Raw genomic sequence first — 21313 nt, forward strand, 5'->3', positions numbered from 1 at the left:
CAAGGGCGGGATTGCCTCGGCTCAAATGTGGAGAAATGTTACGGGTCGACAGTTCGGGCGATGCGGACGCCCACGAGGGAGGTCGTCACGCGAGGACATGAAGTCCCTCCGCAGTTTTTGCACAGCGGGCCGCCTGACCGGTAAAATGATTGGTTGATCCACGCAAACTGGCCGTGGCGTAGCCGAAGGGATTACCCGAACATGAGTGATTTTCATCAACGTCTTGCCGCACGCGCGCTGGCGCTTTTGATGGCGGGCGGGCTGGTCGCCGGCTGCAGCTCGCCGACGCCAGGCAAGATCGATTACCGTAGTGACGCCAAGGCGAAGCAGTCGTCGCTCGCCGTGCCGCCCAACATGCTCGACGAAGCGTCCGACCAGCGCTCGCTGGCGCCGCAAGGTGGCGAGACCTCGCTGTCCTCGCTCAAGCAGACCCAGGCCGCCGCGCCGCAGTCCGACCAGACCCAGGTGGTTCCGCAGGTGCCGGGCATGCACATCCAGCGCGACGGCACGGAAAGCTGGCTCGTCATCGACAGCCGCACGCCCGACCAGGTGTGGGCGCAGGTGCGCCGCTTCTGGCAGGAGCAAGGTTTCCTGCTCGTGGTCGACCAGCGCGACAAGGGCGTGATGGAAACGGACTGGAACGAAACCCATCCGAAGATCAGCGACGGTCTCATCCGCAACACGCTTTCGTGGGCCACGGGGAACTCGTACGTGACCGCTGAGCGCAACAAGTACCGCACGCGCCTCGAAACGTCGCCCAGTGGCGGCACGTATGTGTTCATCAGCCAGAAGGGGCTGAGCGAGCAGCTCTCGGGTACCAACAACGAGACGAGCAAGTGGGCGCCGAAGCCCAACGATCCCGCGCTCGAAGCGGAGTACCTCAAACGCCTCATGATGACGCTCGCGAACGCAAAGCCGGGCGTGCCCGACGCGCAGGTCGCAGCCGAAGCCGACGCCAAGGCGAACAGCAAAGGCACCGCCGCGAAGTCGAAGGGCGGGGACGCCGCCGCAGCAGCCGTCGCCGCGCAGAATGTCGCGGCCGTGGGCGGGCAGTCGGGCAGCGGTGCGTCAAAGGGTGATGCGCAGGGCACGTCCGGCCAGTACAGCTCAACCGAGCTCACGCTGGGCGAGCCGTACGATCGCGCGTGGGTGCGCGTGGGCATCGCGCTCGACCGCGCCAATTTCACCGTGGACGACCGCGACCGCACGAAGGGCATCTACTACGTGCGTTATGTCGACCCGAAGGACTTGAGTTCGGACGAGCAGGGCTTCTGGAACCAGGTCTTCCACGGTCGCAAGGAGAAGGTTGCCAAGCAGTACAAGCTCAACGTGCGCGCCGTGACCGACAACCAGACGCGCGTGGCAATCGTGGACGACAACGGGCAGATTGATTCCTCGCGCCCTGCGCAGGAAATCATGAGCCTCGTGGTCGACGAACTCCACTAAACCTCGCACAGGCCGGCGCCCGCTGGCTGACGAAAAAACCCGCCTGCGCCTGGCCGCGCAGGCGGTTTTTTTCATGCGTGCGCCGACGGTCGGCGGCTCAGTGCGGAATCATCCACGTCAGCACGTTTTGCTGCAGCCACACGAGGACGCCGAGCAGCACCGTCAACAGGATGGAGTGCTTGAAGGTCTTCGCGAATACGTGGCCTTCCTTGCCCTTGAGATCGGTGGTGGCAACGCCCGTTGCGATGTTCTGCGGCGAGATCATCTTGCCCATCACGCCGCCCGAGGAGTTGGTCGCCGCCATGAGAATGGGGTTGAGGTTGAGCTGCTTGGCGGCCACCACCTGCAGGTTGCCGAACAGCGCATTGCCCGAAGTGTCGCTACCCGAGAGGAACACCGCGACCCAGCCGAGGAAGGCTGAAACCAGCGGAAAGAACGCGCCGACCGAAGCGACGGCGAGGCCCAGCGTATAGGTGAGCCCCGAGTAGTTCATGAGGAACGCGAGCCCGACGATGGTCGCGACCGTCAGGATGGCGATGCGCGTCTGCACCCACGTATCGACGATTGCGCCGCCGAAGTCCGCGGGCTTCAGGCGCACGACGAACGCCGTGATGATCGCCGCGACGAGAATGGCCGTGCCGGTGGCGAGCGGCTGGAAGTCCCAGATCGCGCCGTACGGCGTGTTGTAGAGCGTGATGTAGACGGCCTTGTCGAGACCGGGCCACGGCACCTTCACCTCGCCGATCGTGAACACCTTCGCGACCGTCCAGATGATCACGACCGCCGCGACGATGATCCACGGATACCAGCCTTGCGCACCCGACACCGCGCCGCGCGCTTCGTTGGCGCGATCGACCTTGATGGCGAAGTGAGGATCCGTCACGGGTTTCCATACGCGCAGGAAAAGGATGGTGAGGATCAGCGAGACGAGCGACGAGAGCACGTCGGTGAGGCTGTAATTGATGAAGTTGGCCGTGATGAACTGCGTGATGGCGAAGCTGCCGCCCGACACCAGCAGCACGGGCCAGACGCGCAGCATGCCGCCCACGCCCGCGTAGATCCCAATCACATAAAACGGCAGCAGCAGCGCAAAGAACGGCAGCTGGCGGCCGACCATCTGGCCGAGCAGGTCGGAGGGCAGGTGCGTGACCGCGCCCAGCACGGTAATCGGCACGCCGAGCGCGCCGAACGCCACCGGCGCCGTATTGAAGATGAGCGTGAACGTGAGGGCTTCGAGTGCCGGGAAGCCAAGCATGATGAGCAGCGAACTCGTGATGGCGATCGGCGTGCCGAAGCCGGAAATGCCTTCGAACAGCGCGCCGAACGAAAAGCCGACCACGACCAGCACGATGCGCCGGTCGTTGGGCAGATTGTCGAGCAGCCACATGCGAAAGGCCGCGAAGCGGCCCGAGCGCAGCGCGATGTTGTAGAGCAGGATCGCCGTGACGACGATCCACATGACCGGCCAAAGCGCGAACACCACACCCGCGAGCACCGAACTGATCGCGAGGTTGATGGGGAACTGCCAGCCCGCGATCGCAACGATCAGACCGACCACGAGGCCCGCCAACGAGGCCTGCCATGCGGGCCGCCGCGCCCAGCCGAGCAGGGCGAGCACCGTGACGATAGGCAGCACGGCCACGAGGAATGAGAACAACAGCGAATTGCCGATAGGGGTCAACAGCTGATGGAACATCACGTCTCCTTGGTTGTGATTCGTTGTCGGCGCAGCAGGTGCGTGCGCCGGGGCGCGTCGTCGGCTGTGGAGTGCAATGGCTGATGGGACGGCTGAGTTAAGGCGATGCTTCAATCCCAGCGGGCATACTTGGAGGATAGGTAGCGAGTCACGGGCGTCAAGGAGGGAAAGTACGGTCTGGCACCGTTTTATGCTGGATCCCGCGTTGGAGCTGCGAGGATCGCTGGAGCCCGTCAGTGGTGCCCGTGCCTGCCGCCGCCGCCGCCGCTCCAGTAGCCGAAGCCGAACGAAACGGCCGGCACACCCCAGCCCCAGCCGTACGCCGGCCATGGGTAGTACGCCGGATACGCAGCGGGATACGCAGGGTACGGAGGATAAGCGGCGGGGTACGCGGGCCACGCAGGCACGGCCAACGCGACGGGCGGCGAAGAATAGAGTGGGCCCGGATACTGGGCGTCCGGCACGGCGGCCGGCGCCGGATTAGGCGCAGTTTGCGTGACCATGGCCTCCTGCTGGGCGCTCGCTATAGGCACGGTGCCGTAGTAGTAGGGTCCGTAGGCGTAGGGGGGATAGTAGTAGCAGCCGGAAAGCGCGAGGAGCGCTGCCGCAGCGGCGCCGAGCTTTGGCGCAGGGCGCAGCGTTCGCGCGGAGCGCTCATTGCGGACCGATGAGGGTGCGGCGGCAATCAGGAACACGGACGAGTGTTTCATGGCGAGCTCCGCAAGAGGGCGAACCGCAGCGCGGGTTATCGCCTTCTGGCCCGGGCCGTTCGACCGTTCGAGCTTACGCCGGGCGCGCGCGCCGTGTGTTACGGCGGGGCGGTGACCCGTTCACCGAATGTTTCAGGGCGTGCTGCGTCCCAACTTGCGAGGACCCAAAAGAAACGCGGTGCAGACCTCTGAGGGTCTGCACCGCGCGTCCTTCCCTGTTGCACGCCTTGAACGGCGTGCTGCCTGTCGCGTCGTTTCTGTTCTGTGCCGTCGCTTCGATCGTGCCGCTATTCAGGTAGCCGCATCGTCGACGCGTGACGGCACGTGCGTCCGCGAATTACTTGCCCACCTGATTCCCAATAATGCCGCCAACTGCCGCGCCGCCCACCGTGGAGAGCGCATTGCCGCCGATGGCCGCACCCGCGGCGCCGCCCACGCCCGCGCCGATCACGGTATCGCGGTCGCGTCTCGACATGTTGTCGCAAGCTCCCAGGCTGCCGAGCACGGCGACGAGGGTCGTCACCGTGACTAAACTGCGTGCACGCTTGAGCGTTTTCATTTTTCGACTCCCACGCAAAGCGATGTGGAATGCGCGGTGCGGCCCGGGCATCGCGCGCACGCCGCACCTCCGATACGTTCATCGTAGGCACGCGACCCGTATCCGGGTGTGTGCGCTTGTCAGCGAGTTGTGGGAGTCGTTAGAAAATGTTTCGGCGGACGGCGCGCGTCCGCCGGAACACCGTCCGCGCTTACTGGCGCTGATAGATCTCGGCGCCTTGCTTGATGAACTCGACGGCCTTCACTTCCATGCCTTTCTTCAGGGCCTCGTCGTCGCTCACACCTTGCTTTGCAGCGAAGTCGCGCACGTCCTGCGTGATCTTCATCGAGCAGAAGTGCGGGCCGCACATCGAGCAGAAGTGCGCGACCTTGGCCGAGTCCTTGGGCAGCGTTTCGTCGTGGAACTCGCGCGCCTTGTCCGGATCGAGGCCGAGGTTGAACTGGTCTTCCCAGCGGAACTCGAAGCGCGCCTTCGACAACGCGTTGTCGCGCACCTGTGCCCCCGGATGGCCTTTCGCCAGGTCGGCCGCGTGCGCCGCGAGCTTGTACGTGATGATGCCTTCCTTCACGTCGTCCTTGTTCGGCAGACCCAGATGTTCCTTCGGCGTCACATAGCAAAGCATGGCCGTGCCGAACCAGCCGATCATCGCCGCGCCAATGCCCGAGGTGATGTGGTCGTAGCCCGGCGCGATGTCCGTGGTGAGCGGCCCGAGCGTGTAGAAGGGTGCTTCGTCGCACCATTCCAGCTGCAGGTCCATGTTTTCCTTGATGAGTTGCATCGGCACGTGACCCGGGCCTTCGATCATCACCTGCACGTCGTGCTTCCACGCGATCTGCGTGAGCTCGCCCAGCGTCTTGAGCTCGCCGAGTTGCGCTTCGTCGTTGGCGTCGTAGATCGAGCCGGGACGCAGGCCGTCGCCGAGCGAGAAGCTCACGTCGTAGGCCTTCATGATTTCGCAGATCTCTTCGAAATGCTCGTAAATGAAGGATTCCTTATGATGGGCGAGGCACCACTTGGCCATGATCGACCCGCCGCGCGAGACGATGCCCGTCATGCGGTTCGCGGTCAGCGGCACGTACTGGAGGCGCACGCCCGCATGGATCGTGAAGTAGTCCACGCCTTGCTCGGCCTGTTCGATGAGCGTATCGCGGAACATCTCCCACGTGAGGTCTTCGGCCTTGCCGTTGACCTTTTCGAGCGCCTGATAGATCGGCACCGTGCCGATCGGCACCGGCGAGTTGCGGATGATCCACTCGCGCGTTTCGTGAATGTGCTTGCCGGTCGAGAGATCCATGACCGTGTCGCCGCCCCAGCGGATCGCCCACGTCATCTTGTCGACCTCTTCGCCGATCGACGACGTCACCGCCGAATTGCCGATGTTCGCGTTGATCTTCACGAGGAAGTTGCGGCCGATGATCATCGGCTCGCTTTCCGGGTGGTTGATGTTCGCGGGGATGATCGCGCGGCCGCGCGCGACTTCTTCGCGCACGAATTCGGGCGTGATTTCCTTGAGCGCGTTGGCGCCGAAGGCCGCGGCGCCGAACGCCTGGCCCCCATGCTGGCGGCCCATCATCGCCGCGAGCTTCGCGCCGTTCGGGCCGCTCGCCTTGAGGCTTTCCAGATACTCCGCGCGGCGCTGGTTTTCGCGAATCGCGATGTATTCCATCTCCGGCGTGATGATGCCCTGGCGCGCGTAGTGCATCTGCGTGACGTTCTTGCCGGCTTTCGCGCGGCGCGGCGTGCGGTGCAGGCCCGGAAAGCGCAGTTCCGCCGTCGCGGGGTCGGCGGCGCGCTCGCGGCCGTATTCGGAGGAGAGGCCCGGCAGCGCTTCGGTGTCGCCGCGCTTTTCGATCCAGTTCTGGCGCAGTGCCGGCAGTCCCGCGCGAATATCGATCTTCGCTTCGGGGTCGGTGTACGGACCCGAGGTGTCGTAGACGTAGATTGGCGGGTTCTTTTCACCGCCGAAACCCGTCGGGGTATCGGACTGGCTGATTTCGCGCATCGGTACGCGGATGTCGGGCTGCGAGCCCGTCACGTAGATCTTGCGGGAATTGGGCAGCGGCGCGATCGCGGCTTCGTCGACGTGCGCGTTGGCGGAAATGAACTTCGGATTCGCGTTCATGCGTCTCTCTCCAGGGAAAGCCAAGTGGGAACAACGGCTTAGCAGGAGTTGAGACGGAACGTGGACGGACTTCGCTGTGATGAGGTGAGGCGTTGAGCGATGCGAAGTCCGGACGCTTCCCTGCGCTGGCATTATCCAGATCAGGTTCAAAGGGTATTTCTCACCCGCGAAATACGCTGCACGACTTCCGTTCGATGCGGCGCATGACGCAGGACCCCCGCGTAAGCAAGGCCAAACGATACACCGCGCTGCGACGATCTGGCAAGTGCCTTCTCGCCCGAGTTGTGCCAGGCGAGGCGTGCCGCGCGCCGAACTTTACAGCGTGAAATCGTTCGAGGCCTCGGGTTGAAACAGGATGCGCTCGATCTTCAGCGTTTCCACGGCGCCGCCTGGCGTCGTGAAGTGAACGGTGTTGCCGCGCTTCGCGCCGAGCAGCGCAAGGCCTGCGGGCGAGAACACGTTGAGGCGGCCGGCGTCGACGTTGGCGTCATGCGGATAAACGACGGTGTAGGTGAGCGTTTCGCCGCTGCGCTCGTTCACGAGCGTCACCTGCGAATTCATCGTGACGACATTGGCGGCGACGTCGCGCGCTTCCACGATCACGGCGTGTTCGAGGACGTCGTCGAGCATGGTTTGGCGGGCAGTCGCGGCGCCGGGCTCGGCGGCGCATTTTTCGAGGCGCGCGACATCGAGTTCGGTCAGGTAGCGGATTTTCTTCGTCATGGATGTTCTCCTTGCGATTCAGAAAGCGTTGTCGGGTCGAGAGGGCTGGCGCTCGACACTGAGCAGTGGAGCGCACTGGGCACCTCCGTGGCACGGCCGGGGCACTGTGGGGCGCAACGGTTCGGCCCGGAGCCCGCCCGAACGGCTCCGGTGCGGCAAAGGAGGCAAGTTCAGTACAGGCGCCGGGCGGCGGTGAGCGGGGCGCGTGAAGGCGCGCGGGCGCGCAGAGGCAGGCAGACGGCAGCTTTCATGCGCGCCGCGCGGCCGTGCGCCGGCGCCATGCGCTGGGTGCGCGGCAGCGGGGCGAACAGGTAGCGCGAAACGGGCGGCCGCATGGTGAGCGATGACTTGCCAGATGGCTGAAAGTTAATCGAAAGATTTGAGCATCGTAGCACGATCTCGCTAACGTGACCCCGCAGGCGTTCGAATCCGAGGTCTCTGGGATGCGTCCCTTGTCTCGTGGCGCGGTCTGTCAACATCGGTGCGCATAAAGCGTACCGAAAGCATCCACGGCCCCAGACCTTGTTGCATAATGCGGGTCGCCCGTCTCGGGTGTCTTTCGTACTCCGTTTTTTTGCGTCCTTGCGCACCTGCCCCATGCCGTCGAGTTTCATCCGTCCCGCCGCTTTTATGCCGGGGCGCCCGCGGTCCTTTCCTTCACGCGCCGCGGCGATATGACGATGCCCCCGCGTGTGCCTTCGCGCATGTCTTTCCGTTCGTTCCTCGAAGCGGCTTCCCTTGCCGCGGCGGCGTCATGGCGTCTCGTGCGCCGTGTGCGGCTGCCACAATCGCGCGGCGGGCGCGTCGCGCTCTCGCTTGCCGTCGTCTACTTCGTCTGGGGCTCGACGTATCTCGGCGTGAAAGTCGCGCTCGATGCGTTCCCGCCGCTCCTGCTTTCCGGTCTGCGCAACCTGCTCGCCGGGGTGGGTCTCTTCGTCTTCGCGATGCGCCGACGACCCGTCATGCCGACGCTGATCGAAGTGCGCAACGCGGGCGTGGTGGGCACGCTGCTCGTAGGGCTGTCGAGCGGCATGCTCGCCTACGGCATGCGGACCGTGGGCACCGGCACGGCGGCCGTGATGGTCGCCACGGTTCCGCTCTTCGCGACAGTGATTTCGGCCGTCACCGGGCGGCGCGTTGCGAAGGCCGAGTGGGCGGCGGTCGCGCTCGGCCTCGTGGGCATCGCGATCCTGAGCCATGGCGGCGGCGCCTCGGGCTCGGCGGGCGGCAGTCTCGCCATTCTGTGCGGCGCCCTTTTCTGGGCGATCGGCGCCCATCTGGCGGGGCATCTCGCGTTGCCCTCCGATCTCTTTCTCGCCACGGCGCTGCAGATCGGACTGGGCGGCGCCATGTCGACGGCGGTCGCGTTGATCAGCGGCGAACGCATGGCGGAGCTTCATGTCCTGCCGCTCGTTGCGTTCCTCTATCTGCTCCTGATCGGCACGATGGCAGCGTATGTCGCCTACGGCTACCTGATCCGGCACACCAGCCCCCTCGTCGCGAGCAGCTGCATGTACGTGAATCCGGTCGTTGCCGTCGCCCTCGGCGCGCTGTTGCTCGGCGAGGCGGTCACGGGCGGCACCATCGTCGCGACCGTGCTGATTCTCGGCAGCGTGGGGTTGTCGTTCCTGTTCGACGACCGCCGCCGCACTTCCTGAGCGCTCACGCGCCACCCGTCACCGCGCGCCGCTATCGTCGCGCGCACCCGCAATCCGCTCACGCGACACGCGACGCACGCGGCATCGCGCCGTGCAATTTATGCAGGCGCGGCCGCGAACGCATCGCGTTGATCCGGCATGCACGCGGGCATCTGCGCACGCTCCGAAGACTCGTGGCACCCGCAATGGGTGGTCATGCCGGTGGCTTTACCGTTCACCGGTGACTATTTCGCCTTTTCCGCCGAGTTCGTGAGGGCGTGACCGCCTGCGGATACATCCTCGCCGGCGCCCGCCATCGTGTTGCAGGCCGCGAGCGCTGCCATCGAAGCGGTAATCAGAAAGAGGGCAATCATGCGTTTCATGAGGAAGTCCTCCACGGTGCCAAAGGAGACGACTGTCAAGCATCGCGCGTGCCCGGTCATGTGTGCGGCTTGCGCGCGCGGCCGGGTCCGGTGTTTGCTCAAGCGCAGGCGCACGCGCGACACAGCGCAGCATATCCGCCCGAGAGAATGACGACGGATGATCAAGGGATGAGGAGGACTACCCATGCTTCATTACGCCATCGTGTTTTTCATCATTGCGATCATCGCAGCCGTCTTCGGCTTCACGGGCATTGCAGCGGGCGCGGCTGAGATCGCCAGGATCCTGTTCTACATTTTCCTCGTGGTCTTCGTGGTCACGCTGCTGCTGGGCGTCATGCGTGGATAGCGCGCGTCCCATGTAAAACCCATTCATGCATGTCATCCAGCAAGGAGATTCAGATGTCGAAGACACAGGCTACGTTCGAGTTCGACCTCAAGCGCGTGCGTAACGAGGCGCGCAGCAATCTCGACCAGGGGCCGGTCACGCCGGACTACCCCGCGAACCGCGAGACCGTGCTCAAGCTGCTCAACGATGCGCTCGCGACGGAACTCGTGTGCGTGCTGCGCTACAAGCGGCACCATTTCATGGCGAAGGGTATCGAGTCCGAGTCGGTGGCTGCTGAGTTTCTCCAGCATGCGAACGAGGAGCAGCAGCACGCCGACATGCTTGCCGCGCGCATCGTGCAGCTAGGCGGCGAGCCCGACTTCTCGCCGGCGACGCTGCTCGGACGATCGCACTCGGAATACAAGGAAGGCACCGACCTCAGAGACATGATCCGCGAGAACCTCATCGCGGAGCGCATCGCGATAGAAAGCTATCGCGCGATCATCCACTATCTCGGCCATGACGACACCACGACGCGGCGCATCTTCGAGGAGATCCTCGCAACAGAGGAGGAGCACGCCGACGACATGACCGATTTGCTCTATGCACGCAAGTAGCGCTCACGACGAAGCCTGTGCGCCTTCGGCTGCGCGCGGGCGCGTTGCATAGTGAATCCAGCCCGCGAGCGCGGTGAATGCGAGACCGGCCCCGCACACGCCGATCCAGCCGAACGCGCGCCAGGCGCTCACGCCCACGGCGGCGCCCGTTGCGCCGCCGATGAAGTAGCACACCATGAAGACGGTGTTCACGCGGCTGCGCGCTTCGGGCCGCAACGCGTAGATGCGCGACTGGTTCGAGATCTGCGCGGCCTGCACGCCGACGTCGAGGACGATCACGCCGATCACGAGGCCGATCAGGCTCTTGCCCGAGAGCGCGAAGATGACGAACGCGACGGCCATCAGCGCGATCGACAGCGTGATGACCGCGCGCGGCCCGCGCTTGTCGGCGGAGCGGCCCGCGACCGGCGCGGCCAGCGCGCCCGCCGCGCCGACGATGCCGAACAGCCCCGCCGCCTGCGGCCCGAGATGGAACGGCTCGCCCGCGAGCAGCAGCGTGAGCACGGGCCAGAAGAGACTGAACGCGGCGAACAGGCATGCACCCGTTGCGGACGCTTCGCGCAAGCCCGGTAACTCGAGCACGAGATGCCACATCGAGCCGAGCAGCTTGCCGTAGCCGAGCGTCGAAGTCGGCTGGCTCTTCGGCAGTTTCTTCACGATCACGACCGCGAGCGCCAGCAGCGCGACGATCGACGCCCCGAACACCGCGCGCCAGCCGAAGTACTGACCGACAAAGCCCGCCGCGGTGCGCGCGAGCAGGATGCCGAGCAGGAGGCCGCTCATGACGGTGCCCACCGCGCGGCCACGCACTTCGGGCGGCGCGAGCTCCGCCGAGAACGGCACGGCCTGCTGCGCGATCGTGGCGAGTATGCCGATCGCGAGGCTTGCGCCGACCAGCACGGCGAGCGAGGGCGCGGTGGCGGCTACGAGCAGGGCGACGCACAAGCCGGCCGTCTGCAGGAGGATGATGCGTTTGCGGTCGAAGCGGTCGCCCAGCGGCGCGAGCAGCAGCATGCCGGCCGCGTAGCCGAGCTGGGTGCCCGCAGGCACGGCGCCGATCCATGCCGCGCCGGCCGGGAAGCTCTTGCGGAAATCGTCGAGCAGCGGCTGGTTGAAGTAGATGTTCGCCACCGTCACGCCCGCGATGATCGCGAGCAGGAGCAGCAGGCCGGACAGCGACCGGCTTTCGTCGGCGGCTGCGGATTCGGGTGTGGACATGTGCGCAATGCGGGCGGCGCCCGTCGATACGAAAGGCTGGCTTCGAGCGTGCCGATCATACCGGAGCGCGCGCAATCGCGCTGGCGCGCGGTGTGCGTGCCGGTGCGCCTGCGCGGGCGCATTCGCCGGCAGGCACATTCAGCCGCGCAGTCAGTCGCTTAGTCAGTCGATCAATTCGCCGGAAGGTTCGTAGAACGGGTACGGGCCGTCGAATGTATCGACATACCCGTGGTGCGTCACGATCCCGCGCTGCGGCTCGTAACGATGCAGTGCGAAGGCGGGTGGCTCGAGCGTGAAGGTCGAGGGCGCATCGGGCGCAAGGTCGAGCGTGACCTGATGCGCGGGCGCGGGCACGGCCGCGGCGATCGTGCCGCCGAAGCGCACGAACATGGGACGGTGCACGTGACCGCACAGCACGCGCTCGACGTTGGGATGCCGGGCGATGAGCGCTTCGAGCGCTCGCGCCGCGGTCGCATCGAGCCGCATCGCATCCATGTGGCCGATGCCGCAATCGAACGGCGGGTGGTGCAACGCGACGACCACGGGCTGGCCGCGCGCGGCGTCGAGTTGCTCGGCGAGCCACGCGAGCCGCGTTTCGCAGAGCGTGCCCGCGCTTTGCCCAGGCTGCATCGAGTCGAGCGCGATCACGCGCAGCGGGCCCACGTTCGCCGCGTACTGAACGAACTCGCCGCCTTGGCGCAGTTCCGGCCGCTCGGCAAACACTTCGCGCAGCGGCCCACGCGCATCATGGTTGCCGATCAGCAGCCAGTACGGAATCTCGAGCCTGTCGAGCAGCGTCTTGAGGTGCTGGTATTCCTCGACCGAGCCGCGATCGACCAGGTCGCCGGTCATGAGCACGGCGTCCGGGCGCGGCGTGAGCGCGTTCAGCCGCGCGATGGTGCGCGCGAGACTCGCCGCCGTATCGACGCGGCGATAGGCGAGCGCGCCAGGCGGCTTGATGTGCAGGTCGCTGATCTGGGCGAGCAGCATGGGAGTCCTCGACTTGAAAGTTTCAGGCGAGCGCAATCAGCGCTTCAGCGGCGATGGAGATGCCGACCGGCGTGCCGTGCGCGAGCTCGACGCGGCCCGGCACGTCGACGAGCAGCGCGTCGGGCGCGGCGCCGCCGATCGTGAGGCGCGTGCGCTCGCCGAGAAAGGTCGCCCGTTCGATCACACCGCGCAATTGCGCGGCGGCCGGGTCGACGAGCGTCGCGTCTTCGGGGCGGAAATAGAGTTCCGCGATGCCGGCGGTGTCGTCCGTCTTTTGGCGCGCGACGGCTCCCACCGCGCCGCCATTGGTGCGCAGCATGCCATCTTGCCATTGTCCTGCGATACGGTTGAGCGTGCCGATGAATTGCGCGACCGCGCGGCTCGCCGGCTGGTAGTAGATCTCGCGCGGGGTGCCGATCTGCTCGATGCGCCCCGCGCTCATCACCACGATACGGTCGCCCAGTTCCATTGCCTCGGCCTGGTCGTGCGTGACATAGACGGTCGTCACGCCCAATTCGCGCAGCAGCGCGTTCATCTCGCCGCGCAAGGTGTCGCGCAGGCGCGCATCGAGCGCCGTCAGCGGCTCGTCGAGCAGCAGCACGCGCGGGCGCGGCGCGAGCGCGCGTGCGAGCGCGACACGCTGGCGCTGGCCGCCCGAAAGTTGATGAATGGGCTTGGTCGCGTGCGCTTCGAGCCGCATCATCGCGAGCAGTTCGTCGACGCGAGCGCGTGCGTCGGCGGCGGGAACGCGCTGGATCTTCAGGCCGTAGCCGATGTTGCCGCGCACGTCGAGGTTGGGAAAGAGCGCGTAGTTCTGGAACACCATGCCGACTTTGCGCCGCTCGATGGGCTGCGCGGTCACGTCCTCTTCGCCGAAGGCGACGCGGCCGCCGGCATCGGGTGTTTCCAGTCCCGCGATCATGCGCAGCGTGGTGGTCTTGCCGCAGCCGGAAGGCCCGAGCAGCACGAGCGTTTCGCCCGCGCCGATCGTGAGATCGAGCGGTTCGAGCACACGCGTGCCGCGAAAGGTCTTTGCGCAGCGCGTGAGCGTAATCGGAATCGGTTCGAGTTTCATTCGGAGTCCTTGTTGTTCTTTTGCGTAGCCGCCACACGCCGCCTGGCGGATGGTTTTCCGGACGCACCGGGTACCTCCACGCCGAGCCATTGCATGGCCACGAGCAACGGCATGGTCATGAGGAAGAACAGAATCGTGTAGGCGCTGCCCACTTCGATGCGCAGCGACGCGTAGGTATCCGCGAGGCCGACGGGCAGTGTCCTGGTGTCGGGCGTATGCAGCATCCAGGTGAGATTGAATTCGCCGATCGAAAGCGTGAGCACGGCAAGGGCGCCCGCCACGATGCCGGGCCGCGCGTTGGGCAGGACGATTGTCGTGAAGCGCTGCCAGAAGGTCGCGCCGAGGCTCGCCGCGCCTTCTTCGAGCGTGCGCAGATCCGCCGATGCACACACGGCCGCTACGGGGCGCACCATGAACGGCAGCGTGAACACGACGTGACCGACGACGATGAACGCCGCGCTCATGCGAAACGCGCTGAAGCCGCCGTACACCACAAGCAGCGCGAGCGCCGAGGCGAGGCCTGGTAGCGCCACGGGCAGCACGAGCAGCTCTTCGATCACACGCGAGAGGCGCGTGCGGCTGCGCGCGAGCGCATAGCCCGCAGGCACGCCGGTGACGAGCGTCACGGCGAGCGTGGCAGCGGCGACTTCGAGCGAGAGGAACACGCTCGCGTGATACTGCGTCCAGACCTCATCGAGCCAGCGCAGCGTGAGTCCGCTCGCCACGCCGCGAAAGTAGTTGACCGTGAGACCCGCGACGATCGACATCACCACGGGCACGATGAGAAACGCGCAGGTGGCGAGCATCACGAGCCATTGCGCGCACGCGAGCCACGCACGCGCCGAGGGCAGGGCGAGCCGGCGCGGCGCGCCTGGCGGGCTATCCGGCGCGTCGTGTGCCTCCTGCGCAGTTTGCATGGCTCGAGTGCCGGGCGTGGCGGGTTTGGCGAGCGAATTCATTTGGGAGTCCTCGAAAACCGCGGTGCGCTCATGCCGTCGCTGCGACGGCCGCGCCTGTCACGTTGCGCGCCAGCGTGAGCACCGCCCACGTGACGAGGCCGAGCACGATGGAAAGGCCGGCGGCCGTCACCATGTTGGCGTTCAGGGTGAACTCGGTATAGATGGTCATCGGCAGGACGTCGATGTCGGTGGCGAGCGTGAAGGCCGTGCCGAACGCGCCCATCGCGGTTGCGAAACAGATTGCACCCGCGGCGACGAGGCCGGGCGCGAGCGCGGGCAGGATCACGTCGCAGAGCACGCGCCACGACGATGCACCCAGTGAACGCGCGGCCTCTTCGAGCGAGCCGTCGAGCTGGCTTGCGCAGGCCATGACCGTCACGATCACGCGCGGAATCGAGAAGTACAGGTAGCCCGCGAAGAGCCCGGCCATCGAGTAGGCGAAGACCCAGCGCTCGCCGGCGAGGCGCAGCGAAAGCGCGCCGATCAACCCCTGGCGCCCCGCGAGCATGATGACCATGAAGCCTACGACGACGCCAGGAAACGCCAGCGGAAAGGTGAGCAGCGCAACGAGCGCGCGGCGGCCCGCGAACGCGTGCCGCGCGAGCAGGAGGCCGCAGATCGTGGAAATCACTAGCGTTGCCGCGGTCACGGCGGCCGAGAGCGCAATCGTCGCGCCAAGGCTTTTCATATAGCGGCCGTTCGTTAGCAGTGCGCGGTAAGTCTCGATCAGATGCCCGTCGGCGCTCACCTGCACGAGCGCAACCATGGGCAGCAGCCAGAACGCGAGGAAGACCGCGAGCGCAGGCGCGACGAGCGCAATGCGCCAGCGCAGCGGGAAAGTGAGGTCATGCATGGTCGTGCGGGGCTCGGGTCTCAGTGCATGATCTGCAGGTAGCGCTCGCCGAAGGCTTGCTGCTGGGCCGCCATCCTGGCGAAATCCACGCTTTTCGCGCGTGCGTAGTCGGTCGCGGGCAAGAACTTCGAGGCCGCTTCGGGCGAGAGCGCGCTGGCACGCACCGGGCGCAGCCAGGCATTGGCCCAGAGCTTCTGGCCTTCGTCGGAGAGCACGAAGTCGAGCACCTTCTTGCCGTTGGCTTCGTGCGGCCCGTTCTTCACGAGACTCATGACGTAGGGCACGGAAATCGTGCCTTCCTTCGGGATCACGAATTCGACGTTCGCGTGATCCTTGTACTTCGCGCGGTAGGCGTCGAAGTCGTAGTCGAGCAGGATCGGGATCTCGCCCGAGAGGACGCGTGCGTAAGCCGTCTGCTTCGGCACGATTGGCTGATTGGCCTTGAGCTTGCTGAACCAGTCGAAGGCCGGCTGGAAGTTGTCGAGCGAGCCGCCCAGCGCGAGATTCACGGCTACGGCGCCCGCATAGCCCACGAATGCGCTGGACGGGTCGAGGTAACCGACCATGCCCTTGTACTCGGGCTTGAGGAGGTCGGCCCACGAGCGCGGCACCGGCTTGCCTTCCAGCGCGTCCTTGTTGACGAAGAAGCCCAGCGTGCCCGAATGGATCGCGAACCAGTAGCCTTGCGGGTCCTTCAGGTCGGCGGGAATGTCGTTCCAGTGCGCGGGCTTGTACGGTGCGATCACGCCCTTGTCCTTCGCCTGAAACGCCGACGAGACACCGAGGTAGACCACGTCGGCGACCGGGCTTTTTTGCTCAGCCATGAGTTGTGCGATGGACTGGCCGGAGTTCTTGTTGTCGAACGGCACGCGAATGCCAGTTTCTTTCTGGATGGCCTGGATCTGGCTCGCCCAGTCGGCCCACTCGGGCGGGCAGTTGTAGCAGATCGCAGTCTGTTCTGCCTGCGCGGCGAGCGGCGCACCGAGCGCGGCAAGACCGGCCACAAGCGCTGCAGTGCTTGCGGCGGCCCTTGCGGCGCTTTTCGCTGCAGAGGGCAGCGCGCAGGACAGGCGCCTCATGCGTTGCAAGGGCGCGGCGAGCGCGCGCAGGACGTCGCGCGCGGGCGAAGGCGAAAGCGGGCCGGTAGATGCGAATCGTCGGATCACGGCGGGTCTCCAGATCGGTCGGAAAACGTGCGGTTTGATGGAGGCCGCGTGCGCGCGCGGCCCGGATGGTCTTTTCTTCTGCGGCGCGTGCGCTTACGAAGGCGCGTCGCCGGGTTCGAGATCTCGGTTGGCCAGTCCGTTGGCGCGCGCGACATGCATCGCATGAGCAGCCCGTCCATGCGCAATCGCGGCGATGGTGCCGCCCATGCGCAGCGTATGCGGCAGCGTATGCGCGAGCGGACCCTCGTACTGGCCGCCGATGCGCGCCATCAGGCACTGCCATGCTTCGCGGCCGATCCCGCGGTTCGGCGTGCCGATGCTCGCGAGTGGTGGCGCGAGCAGTTCGCTCATCGCGAGGCCGTCGAAGCCGAGAATCGACATGTCCTGCGGCACGCGCAGGCGAGCGCGGCGCAGTCCGCGCATCACGACCATCGCGAGCAGGTCGTTGCTGCAGAAGAGGGCCGTGGGGCGTGCGGGCCCGCTCGTCAGATGCGCGAGCACCGAGGGCGCGAGTTCGTCCGCGTTGAAATCGATCTCCAGCGCCGGCGCGGGCGCAAGGCCTGCCTGTTGCATTGCGTGGGAATAGCCCGCATGGCGCTGACGTGCGCGGTCGGAGGCGGCCAGCGTGCCGGCCAGCATGAGGATGCGGCGATGGCCATGCGCGATCAGCGCGCGCACGCCGTCGCACGCCGCCTGGTGGTTGTCCACCGATACCGAAGGGCGACGCTTCGTGTCGTTATGCATCAGGACGTAGAGCGGGCCGTCTGCATCGAGCTCGTCGAGCAGCGCGTGGGTGTCTGCGTCCGCCACGGTCAGGATCAACCCTTCGACCCGTTGCGCGCGCAACGTTTCGATCGCGTGACGCTCGCGATCGGCGTCGTACTGCGTGGTCATCAGCATGAGGCGAAAACCCTGCGCCGCGGCGAGTTCGTCGATGCCCTGCAGGCACTCGGCGAACACGGGGTTGGCCAGCGTGGGCAGCACGACGCCGATCAGGCGGGTGCGCTCGCCGCGCAACTGGCGTCCGAGCGGATTGGGGCGGAACTTCAGCGCGTCGATCGCTTCGCGCACGCGCGCGAGCGTGACGGGGTTGACCGTGTGAGGCGCATTGATCGCGCGTGAGACAGTGGCAATCGAGAATCCCGCGTGGGCGGCGACATCCTTGATGGTTGGCGTCATGCGAGGGGCCCCGGCTCGTTGTAAACGTTTTCGATAGGGCCGATTATGAAAAAGGCGTATGACCTGCAGATGACGGACAGGCAGGCAAAGGACCGCCGGCGCGGATCGTCTGGCCCCGGGGAGCCCATTTGGGACGCGTGCCGGGCAATGGTAGAATCGCGTCCGCCCTGCCGGGGTGATGAAATTGGTAAACATAGCGGACTTAAATAACGATTGAGTGCCCGACCGGAAACGGCCGGTGCAGAACCCCTCAAATTCGGCGAAACCCCTGGGCCTCGAGGCGCATAACGCGCGAGGCGCCGAGGCAACGCCGAGCCAAGCCGGCCGCGGCGTAACACTGTGGGCCCGGAAGGTGTAGAGACTAGACGGGGGGCGCCTAAGGCGGCGCGCGGCGTGCAAACGCTGCACGTGGCGACGGCGAAGGCATAGTCCAGCGCACGAACGCTCGCCCATCATGGGTAGGGCGGCGTCGAAAGACGCAGTGTGACGAAAATCCGCCGCCTAACGGCTTGCCGGTTCAAGTCCGGTCCCCGGCACCAGATGTCCTTTCAGCGGATTCCGCTGGATTCAGAGAACCCGCGACGGCTCAACGCTTCGCGGGTTTTTCACTGGCGCGGCGCATCGAATGCGGACGCACGGCGGCGTGCCTGCGGCAAAGAAATAAGCGGAAGAAGACGGCGATGCCTGCCGGAAGAAAACCGGTCAGTTGCGGAGGCTTGCAGTGCGAAGCTCGGTCGAGCGCTGTGCCGAAAAGAGGCGCTTGCGCGCTCAACGATTACCGATTTTCCCGGTATGAGGATTGATCAGCCGTGCAAACCCGAATAACGCCGCGATACCGAATGGGCAGGCGATGAAAAATGCGGTCAACATGACGCGCCTCTAAGCGTAACAAAATGTATCGTCAGTCTAGCGCGCCCATGCGGATTGAGTATCAGGGTGAACGACAACAAACTATTGCGGTTTAGCAAAGAGGTGGGGCGACGAGGGCTGGCATGTTTGACAGGAAGGCCCGTCCGGCGGGGCTGGCGCCGAAAGCGTGAAGCGCCGCCTCAGATGCAGTCGAAGATTACCTCTACTGTCTGAGTTGTCACGCCATGCAGCCCTTCGCTGTGAATTTCCACGGTGTGCAACTGCTTTTTTTGCTTTTCGCAGTAGTCTTCTGCCTTGTGGAGTCCGGCCGTGCGCACGCGGTTCCAGGAAACGATATCCCAGCGTGCACGGCTCGTGACGGTGAGATGCCCGTCCTGTCTCGAATTAACGGCGGTCACCGATGTGCACGCCGAGAGGAAACTGACTCCAAACAACAGGACAAAACCTTTCATACATTCTCCGTGGTCCGCGAGCATTCTCGCCGCCAACCATCGGCATTGGCAACACAAAAGGAATTCGAGGCGAGAGCAACCGGATCGCTCCGCGTTTTTTGACGCTCGGGAATTTACGGGCAGGACACCCGGAAACAGGCAGGACTATTCGGTGCGGGGCATGGAATAGTGCCCCGCGGTGGAAGGCGATTAGCCCTGTGTGCCCGTGCGGTGCCCAAGGTTGACCTGACGGACCATGCGCGGCCGCGGCAGGTGCCGAAGCAACCATCGCGCGCGTGGCTTCGCGCGCCGCGCTGTCAGCCGGCACGTGCCGGGCTAACGTGCGCCTCCCGCAGCCCCTACCTCTTAGTCGTGGGCGATCAGGTCGCCGACCTGTCCTTGGCCCGACACGAGGCACGACGAGAGGAAGTTCTCGCTCTGGCTGCTTGCGCCGCGCTCGCCGAATCCTCGTACGAGCGCTTCCGCTTTGACGAGTGCGGAGCCCTGGGCGCAGGTGAGCGAGCCAGCCTCGTGAGCCTGCACACGTGTCATGGCACGGTTCGCGAGGAGGAGGGCGAGGATGATGACGATGCCAACATTGAATGCTTGTCTCATGATTTCGTCTCCTTGTGCATTGAGACTATCTCAGCCGTTCGGCGTCCGAATCCAGGAGTTTCCCGGCCATGCACCGCAGCACATGTGGCGCGCCGAAACGCGCTTTCATGCGATCTGCGTAATGCTTCGGCATCCTGCGCTTGACTCCCGCGCGTGGCTGCGCCTTGAGCGGCGCGGCATCCCGAAGCAGCGTTTGCGTGAGAGGCGGAGCGCTGCATTGCAGCAATGCCGCGACGCATCAGTCCGGACGTCAGGTAACGAATGTAGTCCCGTTGCGCGGAGAAGAGAGCGTGGCACATCGACACGGCGCGTTTTTGCACAACGAGCCGCGGGACGGCGTCATATGACACCGTTTGCTGGTGGTCCCAAAGCAGGGTGTCGAAAACGAAAACACTCGAGATGCCGCTTGAAATGGGGCGGCGCTTACTGCAAGATCGACGCCCCACCCCTTTTTCCAGGATGAGGTAAACCCCATGCAGTTGATCGGTATGATGGACTCCCCATATGTGCGTCGCGTCGCGATTTCGCTGCATGTCCTCGGGCTCGAGTTCGAGCACCACAGCATTTCGGTATTTCGCCAGTACGGCGAATTTGCCCGGATCAACCCGGTCGTGAAGGCGCCCACGTTCATCGACGACGATGGCACCCAGCTGATCGATTCGACGCTGATTCTCGACTATCTGGACCGCAAGGTGCCTGCCGCGCGGCGGCTCATGCCGGAGGAAACGCAAGAGCGCGCGTTCGCACTGCGCGTGAACGGTTTCGCGCTCGCGGCCATGGAAAAGACGGTGCAGCAGGTCTACGAGCGCGAACTGCGTCCCGCCGAGCGCCAGCACGAGCCGTGGTTCGAACGCGTGAACGCCCAGATGCACGCGGCGTGGGCGGTCCTCGAGCAACTCGTCGCGGGCCGCGGCGGCTGGCTGTGCGCGGGCCGCATCACGCAGGCCGATATCACGGCGGCCGTTGCATGGCGGTTCAATCAGCACATCTTGCCCGGTTCCGTGGATCCCGCACGGTACCCGGCGATCGCCGCGCTCTCCGCGCGCGCCGAGACGCTGCCGGAGTTCGTCGCCACGCCCCTCGTCTAGAGGCGGACGCGCGTTGGCGAGCCACATCGCGCAATGCGTCGCAAGGAGGCACTGCGGCCGGCCGGCGAAAGTGCCGCGCCGAGCCCGGTGCCGGCGCACCTGTTCCCATTGTTCGCGATTCTTGACAAGTGACTTCGCGGACGAGCCATTTATCAGCGCACGCTGCATTCATACAATCACAAACATCGAATGGCCTTACGTCACCAGGACGCGGGGCGTGCAGCGGGAGCGGGTCATGAAATCCTTTATCGAACGACAGTTGTATCAGCCTGCGCTGGTCCTGCCGATGGTGGACTTGATGCAGATGATGGTGTCGCTCGACTTCAACATGGGGCAAGTCGGGCTGATGATGGCTACGCGCGGTGCGCGCGCCGCATTTCAGCGCTCGCGCGAATTGTGGAGCGCAGACCGCGATGAAGTCGCGGCTGCGCATTGCGCGCATTGCTCGCATTGATCCGGCGCCCGGATCGCGCGGGCGAGCGACTGCACGCCGGTTTGCCCCACGGTAAGACCAAGCCCCAATAACGCATTCACCGAACGCCTGACGCAAGCGCGCAGTGCGTTCGACAGTCCCCCTGACGCGCAGCGGCTTCGCCCGTTTGCTGTTGTGACGTCACCCTGTGAGCCGCCTCGTCGTGCGAGGCGGCTCTT

The 21313-nt window shown here is 65.5% G+C and carries 21 protein-coding genes and 1 riboswitch; of the genes, 6 read left to right on the forward strand and 15 right to left on the reverse strand.

Going from position 1 to position 21313, the window contains the following annotated elements; all coding sequences use genetic code 11:
• Nucleotides 1–201 precede the first annotated feature (201 nt).
• The gene (gene bamC, locus BMI01S_RS12020) at nucleotides 202–1446 is read left to right on the forward strand and encodes an outer membrane protein assembly factor BamC (RefSeq protein WP_028210124.1); all 1245 of its coding nucleotides are present in this window, start codon (nucleotides 202–204) and stop codon (nucleotides 1444–1446) included.
• A gap of 97 nt (nucleotides 1447–1543) precedes the next feature.
• Here bamC and BMI01S_RS12025 read toward each other — a convergent pair whose 3' ends face one another.
• The 5 genes from BMI01S_RS12025 to BMI01S_RS12045 all read right to left on the reverse strand — a co-directional run bounded on the left by BMI01S_RS12025 (nucleotide 1544) and on the right by BMI01S_RS12045 (nucleotide 7256).
• Nucleotides 1544–3142 carry an L-lactate permease gene (locus BMI01S_RS12025; protein WP_028210123.1) on the reverse strand — a complete coding sequence of 533 codons (1599 nt, stop codon included), beginning with the start codon at nucleotides 3140–3142 and terminating at the stop codon, nucleotides 1544–1546.
• Between the two features lie 233 nt (nucleotides 3143–3375).
• Complete coding sequence (locus BMI01S_RS12030; protein ID WP_051381355.1) at nucleotides 3376–3852, reverse strand: hypothetical protein; 477 nt, start codon at nucleotides 3850–3852, stop codon at nucleotides 3376–3378.
• A 337-nt stretch (nucleotides 3853–4189) separates the two neighbouring features.
• Entirely contained in the window at nucleotides 4190–4411 is a 222-nt protein-coding gene (locus tag BMI01S_RS12035; protein WP_036017885.1) for a glycine zipper 2TM domain-containing protein, read from the reverse strand.
• 190 nt (nucleotides 4412–4601) lie between these two features.
• Nucleotides 4602–6533, reverse strand: coding sequence for a phosphomethylpyrimidine synthase ThiC (thiC, locus tag BMI01S_RS12040; RefSeq protein WP_028210120.1), 1932 nt, complete (start codon nucleotides 6531–6533; stop codon nucleotides 4602–4604).
• 99 nt (nucleotides 6534–6632) lie between these two features.
• Nucleotides 6633–6762: riboswitch (TPP riboswitch) on the reverse strand.
• An 86-nt stretch (nucleotides 6763–6848) separates the two neighbouring features.
• Nucleotides 6849–7256 (reverse strand): GreA/GreB family elongation factor, encoded by a 408-nt coding sequence (locus BMI01S_RS12045; RefSeq protein WP_028210119.1) that lies wholly within the window; start codon nucleotides 7254–7256, stop codon nucleotides 6849–6851.
• A gap of 704 nt (nucleotides 7257–7960) precedes the next feature.
• On the opposite strand from BMI01S_RS12045, the gene BMI01S_RS12050 reads away from it, so the two are divergent.
• Nucleotides 7961–8914: an EamA family transporter gene (locus BMI01S_RS12050; protein ID WP_081715837.1), complete on the forward strand. Its 954-nt coding sequence runs from the start codon at nucleotides 7961–7963 to the stop codon at nucleotides 8912–8914.
• Between the two features lie 224 nt (nucleotides 8915–9138).
• Here BMI01S_RS12050 and BMI01S_RS12055 read toward each other — a convergent pair whose 3' ends face one another.
• On the reverse strand, nucleotides 9139–9276 hold the full coding sequence (locus BMI01S_RS12055) for an entericidin A/B family lipoprotein (RefSeq protein WP_028210117.1): 138 nt from the start codon (nucleotides 9274–9276) through the stop codon (nucleotides 9139–9141).
• A gap of 184 nt (nucleotides 9277–9460) precedes the next feature.
• Between BMI01S_RS12055 and BMI01S_RS38675 the strand changes: the two genes are divergently transcribed.
• Both BMI01S_RS38675 and BMI01S_RS12065 read left to right on the forward strand, forming a co-directional pair.
• A complete protein-coding gene (locus BMI01S_RS38675) occupies nucleotides 9461–9622 on the forward strand; it encodes a DUF1328 family protein (protein WP_028210116.1) in 162 nt (53 codons plus the stop codon).
• Nucleotides 9623–9675: 53 nt separating this feature from the next.
• The gene (locus BMI01S_RS12065; protein WP_407668956.1) at nucleotides 9676–10218 is read left to right on the forward strand and encodes a ferritin-like domain-containing protein; all 543 of its coding nucleotides are present in this window, start codon (nucleotides 9676–9678) and stop codon (nucleotides 10216–10218) included.
• Between the two features lie 3 nt (nucleotides 10219–10221).
• Here the strand turns inward: BMI01S_RS12065 and BMI01S_RS12070 are convergent, their stop codons facing one another.
• From BMI01S_RS12070 to BMI01S_RS12110, 9 genes are all read right to left on the reverse strand, one after another.
• Nucleotides 10222–11436 (reverse strand): MFS transporter, encoded by a 1215-nt coding sequence (locus tag BMI01S_RS12070; protein WP_028210114.1) that lies wholly within the window; start codon nucleotides 11434–11436, stop codon nucleotides 10222–10224.
• 162 nt (nucleotides 11437–11598) lie between these two features.
• Nucleotides 11599–12426 (reverse strand): phosphodiesterase, encoded by an 828-nt coding sequence (locus BMI01S_RS12075; protein WP_028210113.1) that lies wholly within the window; start codon nucleotides 12424–12426, stop codon nucleotides 11599–11601.
• A 22-nt stretch (nucleotides 12427–12448) separates the two neighbouring features.
• Nucleotides 12449–13501 carry an ABC transporter ATP-binding protein gene (locus tag BMI01S_RS12080; protein ID WP_028230468.1) on the reverse strand — a complete coding sequence of 351 codons (1053 nt, stop codon included), beginning with the start codon at nucleotides 13499–13501 and terminating at the stop codon, nucleotides 12449–12451.
• Nucleotides 13498–14460 (reverse strand): ABC transporter permease, encoded by a 963-nt coding sequence (locus BMI01S_RS12085; RefSeq protein WP_081715829.1) that lies wholly within the window; start codon nucleotides 14458–14460, stop codon nucleotides 13498–13500. The genes BMI01S_RS12080 and BMI01S_RS12085 overlap by 4 nt, the downstream gene beginning before the upstream one ends.
• A 28-nt stretch (nucleotides 14461–14488) precedes the next feature.
• Nucleotides 14489–15313, reverse strand: a complete 825-nt coding sequence (locus BMI01S_RS12090) for an ABC transporter permease (protein ID WP_028210111.1) — start codon at nucleotides 15311–15313, stop codon at nucleotides 14489–14491.
• Nucleotides 15314–15333: 20 nt separating this feature from the next.
• The gene (locus tag BMI01S_RS12095) at nucleotides 15334–16392 is read right to left on the reverse strand and encodes an ABC transporter substrate-binding protein (protein ID WP_028210110.1); all 1059 of its coding nucleotides are present in this window, start codon (nucleotides 16390–16392) and stop codon (nucleotides 15334–15336) included.
• Between the two features lie 180 nt (nucleotides 16393–16572).
• On the reverse strand, nucleotides 16573–17658 hold the full coding sequence (locus BMI01S_RS12100; RefSeq protein ID WP_042289299.1) for a LacI family DNA-binding transcriptional regulator: 1086 nt from the start codon (nucleotides 17656–17658) through the stop codon (nucleotides 16573–16575).
• 1049 nt (nucleotides 17659–18707) lie between these two features.
• Nucleotides 18708–18980, reverse strand: coding sequence for a hypothetical protein (locus BMI01S_RS12105; protein ID WP_028210109.1), 273 nt, complete (start codon nucleotides 18978–18980; stop codon nucleotides 18708–18710).
• Between the two features lie 345 nt (nucleotides 18981–19325).
• The gene (locus BMI01S_RS12110; RefSeq protein ID WP_028210108.1) at nucleotides 19326–19574 is read right to left on the reverse strand and encodes a hypothetical protein; all 249 of its coding nucleotides are present in this window, start codon (nucleotides 19572–19574) and stop codon (nucleotides 19326–19328) included.
• Nucleotides 19575–20047: 473 nt separating this feature from the next.
• Between BMI01S_RS12110 and BMI01S_RS12120 the strand changes: the two genes are divergently transcribed.
• Together BMI01S_RS12120 and BMI01S_RS12125 are read left to right on the forward strand one after the other, a co-directional pair.
• Complete coding sequence (locus tag BMI01S_RS12120) at nucleotides 20048–20662, forward strand: glutathione S-transferase family protein (protein ID WP_028210106.1); 615 nt, start codon at nucleotides 20048–20050, stop codon at nucleotides 20660–20662.
• Nucleotides 20663–20897: 235 nt separating this feature from the next.
• Entirely contained in the window at nucleotides 20898–21116 is a 219-nt protein-coding gene (locus tag BMI01S_RS12125) for a hypothetical protein (RefSeq protein ID WP_028210105.1), read from the forward strand.
• Nucleotides 21117–21313: the final 197 nt, after the last annotated feature.

Origin of the sequence: Paraburkholderia mimosarum LMG 23256 = NBRC 106338, from assembly GCF_000739815.1 — a bacterium.
In the GTDB taxonomy this organism is placed as follows: domain Bacteria; phylum Pseudomonadota; class Gammaproteobacteria; order Burkholderiales; family Burkholderiaceae; genus Paraburkholderia; species Paraburkholderia mimosarum.

Coding starts and splice junctions, on each gene's coding strand:
- bamC (WP_028210124.1), top strand. CDS start 202: ATGAGTGATTTTCATCAACGTCTTGCCGCACGCGCGCTGGCGCTTTTG.
- BMI01S_RS12025 (WP_028210123.1), bottom strand. CDS start 3,142: ATGTTCCATCAGCTGTTGACCCCTATCGGCAATTCGCTGTTGTTCTCA.
- BMI01S_RS12030 (WP_051381355.1), bottom strand. CDS start 3,852: ATGAAACACTCGTCCGTGTTCCTGATTGCCGCCGCACCCTCATCGGTC.
- BMI01S_RS12035 (WP_036017885.1), bottom strand. CDS start 4,411: ATGAAAACGCTCAAGCGTGCACGCAGTTTAGTCACGGTGACGACCCTC.
- thiC (WP_028210120.1), bottom strand. CDS start 6,533: ATGAACGCGAATCCGAAGTTCATTTCCGCCAACGCGCACGTCGACGAA.
- BMI01S_RS12045 (WP_028210119.1), bottom strand. CDS start 7,256: ATGACGAAGAAAATCCGCTACCTGACCGAACTCGATGTCGCGCGCCTC.
- BMI01S_RS12050 (WP_081715837.1), top strand. CDS start 7,961: ATGTCTTTCCGTTCGTTCCTCGAAGCGGCTTCCCTTGCCGCGGCGGCG.
- BMI01S_RS12055 (WP_028210117.1), bottom strand. CDS start 9,276: ATGAAACGCATGATTGCCCTCTTTCTGATTACCGCTTCGATGGCAGCG.
- BMI01S_RS38675 (WP_028210116.1), top strand. CDS start 9,461: ATGCTTCATTACGCCATCGTGTTTTTCATCATTGCGATCATCGCAGCC.
- BMI01S_RS12065 (WP_407668956.1), top strand. CDS start 9,676: ATGTCGAAGACACAGGCTACGTTCGAGTTCGACCTCAAGCGCGTGCGT.
- BMI01S_RS12070 (WP_028210114.1), bottom strand. CDS start 11,436: ATGTCCACACCCGAATCCGCAGCCGCCGACGAAAGCCGGTCGCTGTCC.
- BMI01S_RS12075 (WP_028210113.1), bottom strand. CDS start 12,426: ATGCTGCTCGCCCAGATCAGCGACCTGCACATCAAGCCGCCTGGCGCG.
- BMI01S_RS12080 (WP_028230468.1), bottom strand. CDS start 13,501: ATGAAACTCGAACCGATTCCGATTACGCTCACGCGCTGCGCAAAGACC.
- BMI01S_RS12085 (WP_081715829.1), bottom strand. CDS start 14,460: ATGAATTCGCTCGCCAAACCCGCCACGCCCGGCACTCGAGCCATGCAA.
- BMI01S_RS12090 (WP_028210111.1), bottom strand. CDS start 15,313: ATGCATGACCTCACTTTCCCGCTGCGCTGGCGCATTGCGCTCGTCGCG.
- BMI01S_RS12095 (WP_028210110.1), bottom strand. CDS start 16,392: ATGAGGCGCCTGTCCTGCGCGCTGCCCTCTGCAGCGAAAAGCGCCGCA.
- BMI01S_RS12100 (WP_042289299.1), bottom strand. CDS start 17,658: ATGACGCCAACCATCAAGGATGTCGCCGCCCACGCGGGATTCTCGATT.
- BMI01S_RS12105 (WP_028210109.1), bottom strand. CDS start 18,980: ATGAAAGGTTTTGTCCTGTTGTTTGGAGTCAGTTTCCTCTCGGCGTGC.
- BMI01S_RS12110 (WP_028210108.1), bottom strand. CDS start 19,574: ATGAGACAAGCATTCAATGTTGGCATCGTCATCATCCTCGCCCTCCTC.
- BMI01S_RS12120 (WP_028210106.1), top strand. CDS start 20,048: ATGCAGTTGATCGGTATGATGGACTCCCCATATGTGCGTCGCGTCGCG.
- BMI01S_RS12125 (WP_028210105.1), top strand. CDS start 20,898: ATGAAATCCTTTATCGAACGACAGTTGTATCAGCCTGCGCTGGTCCTG.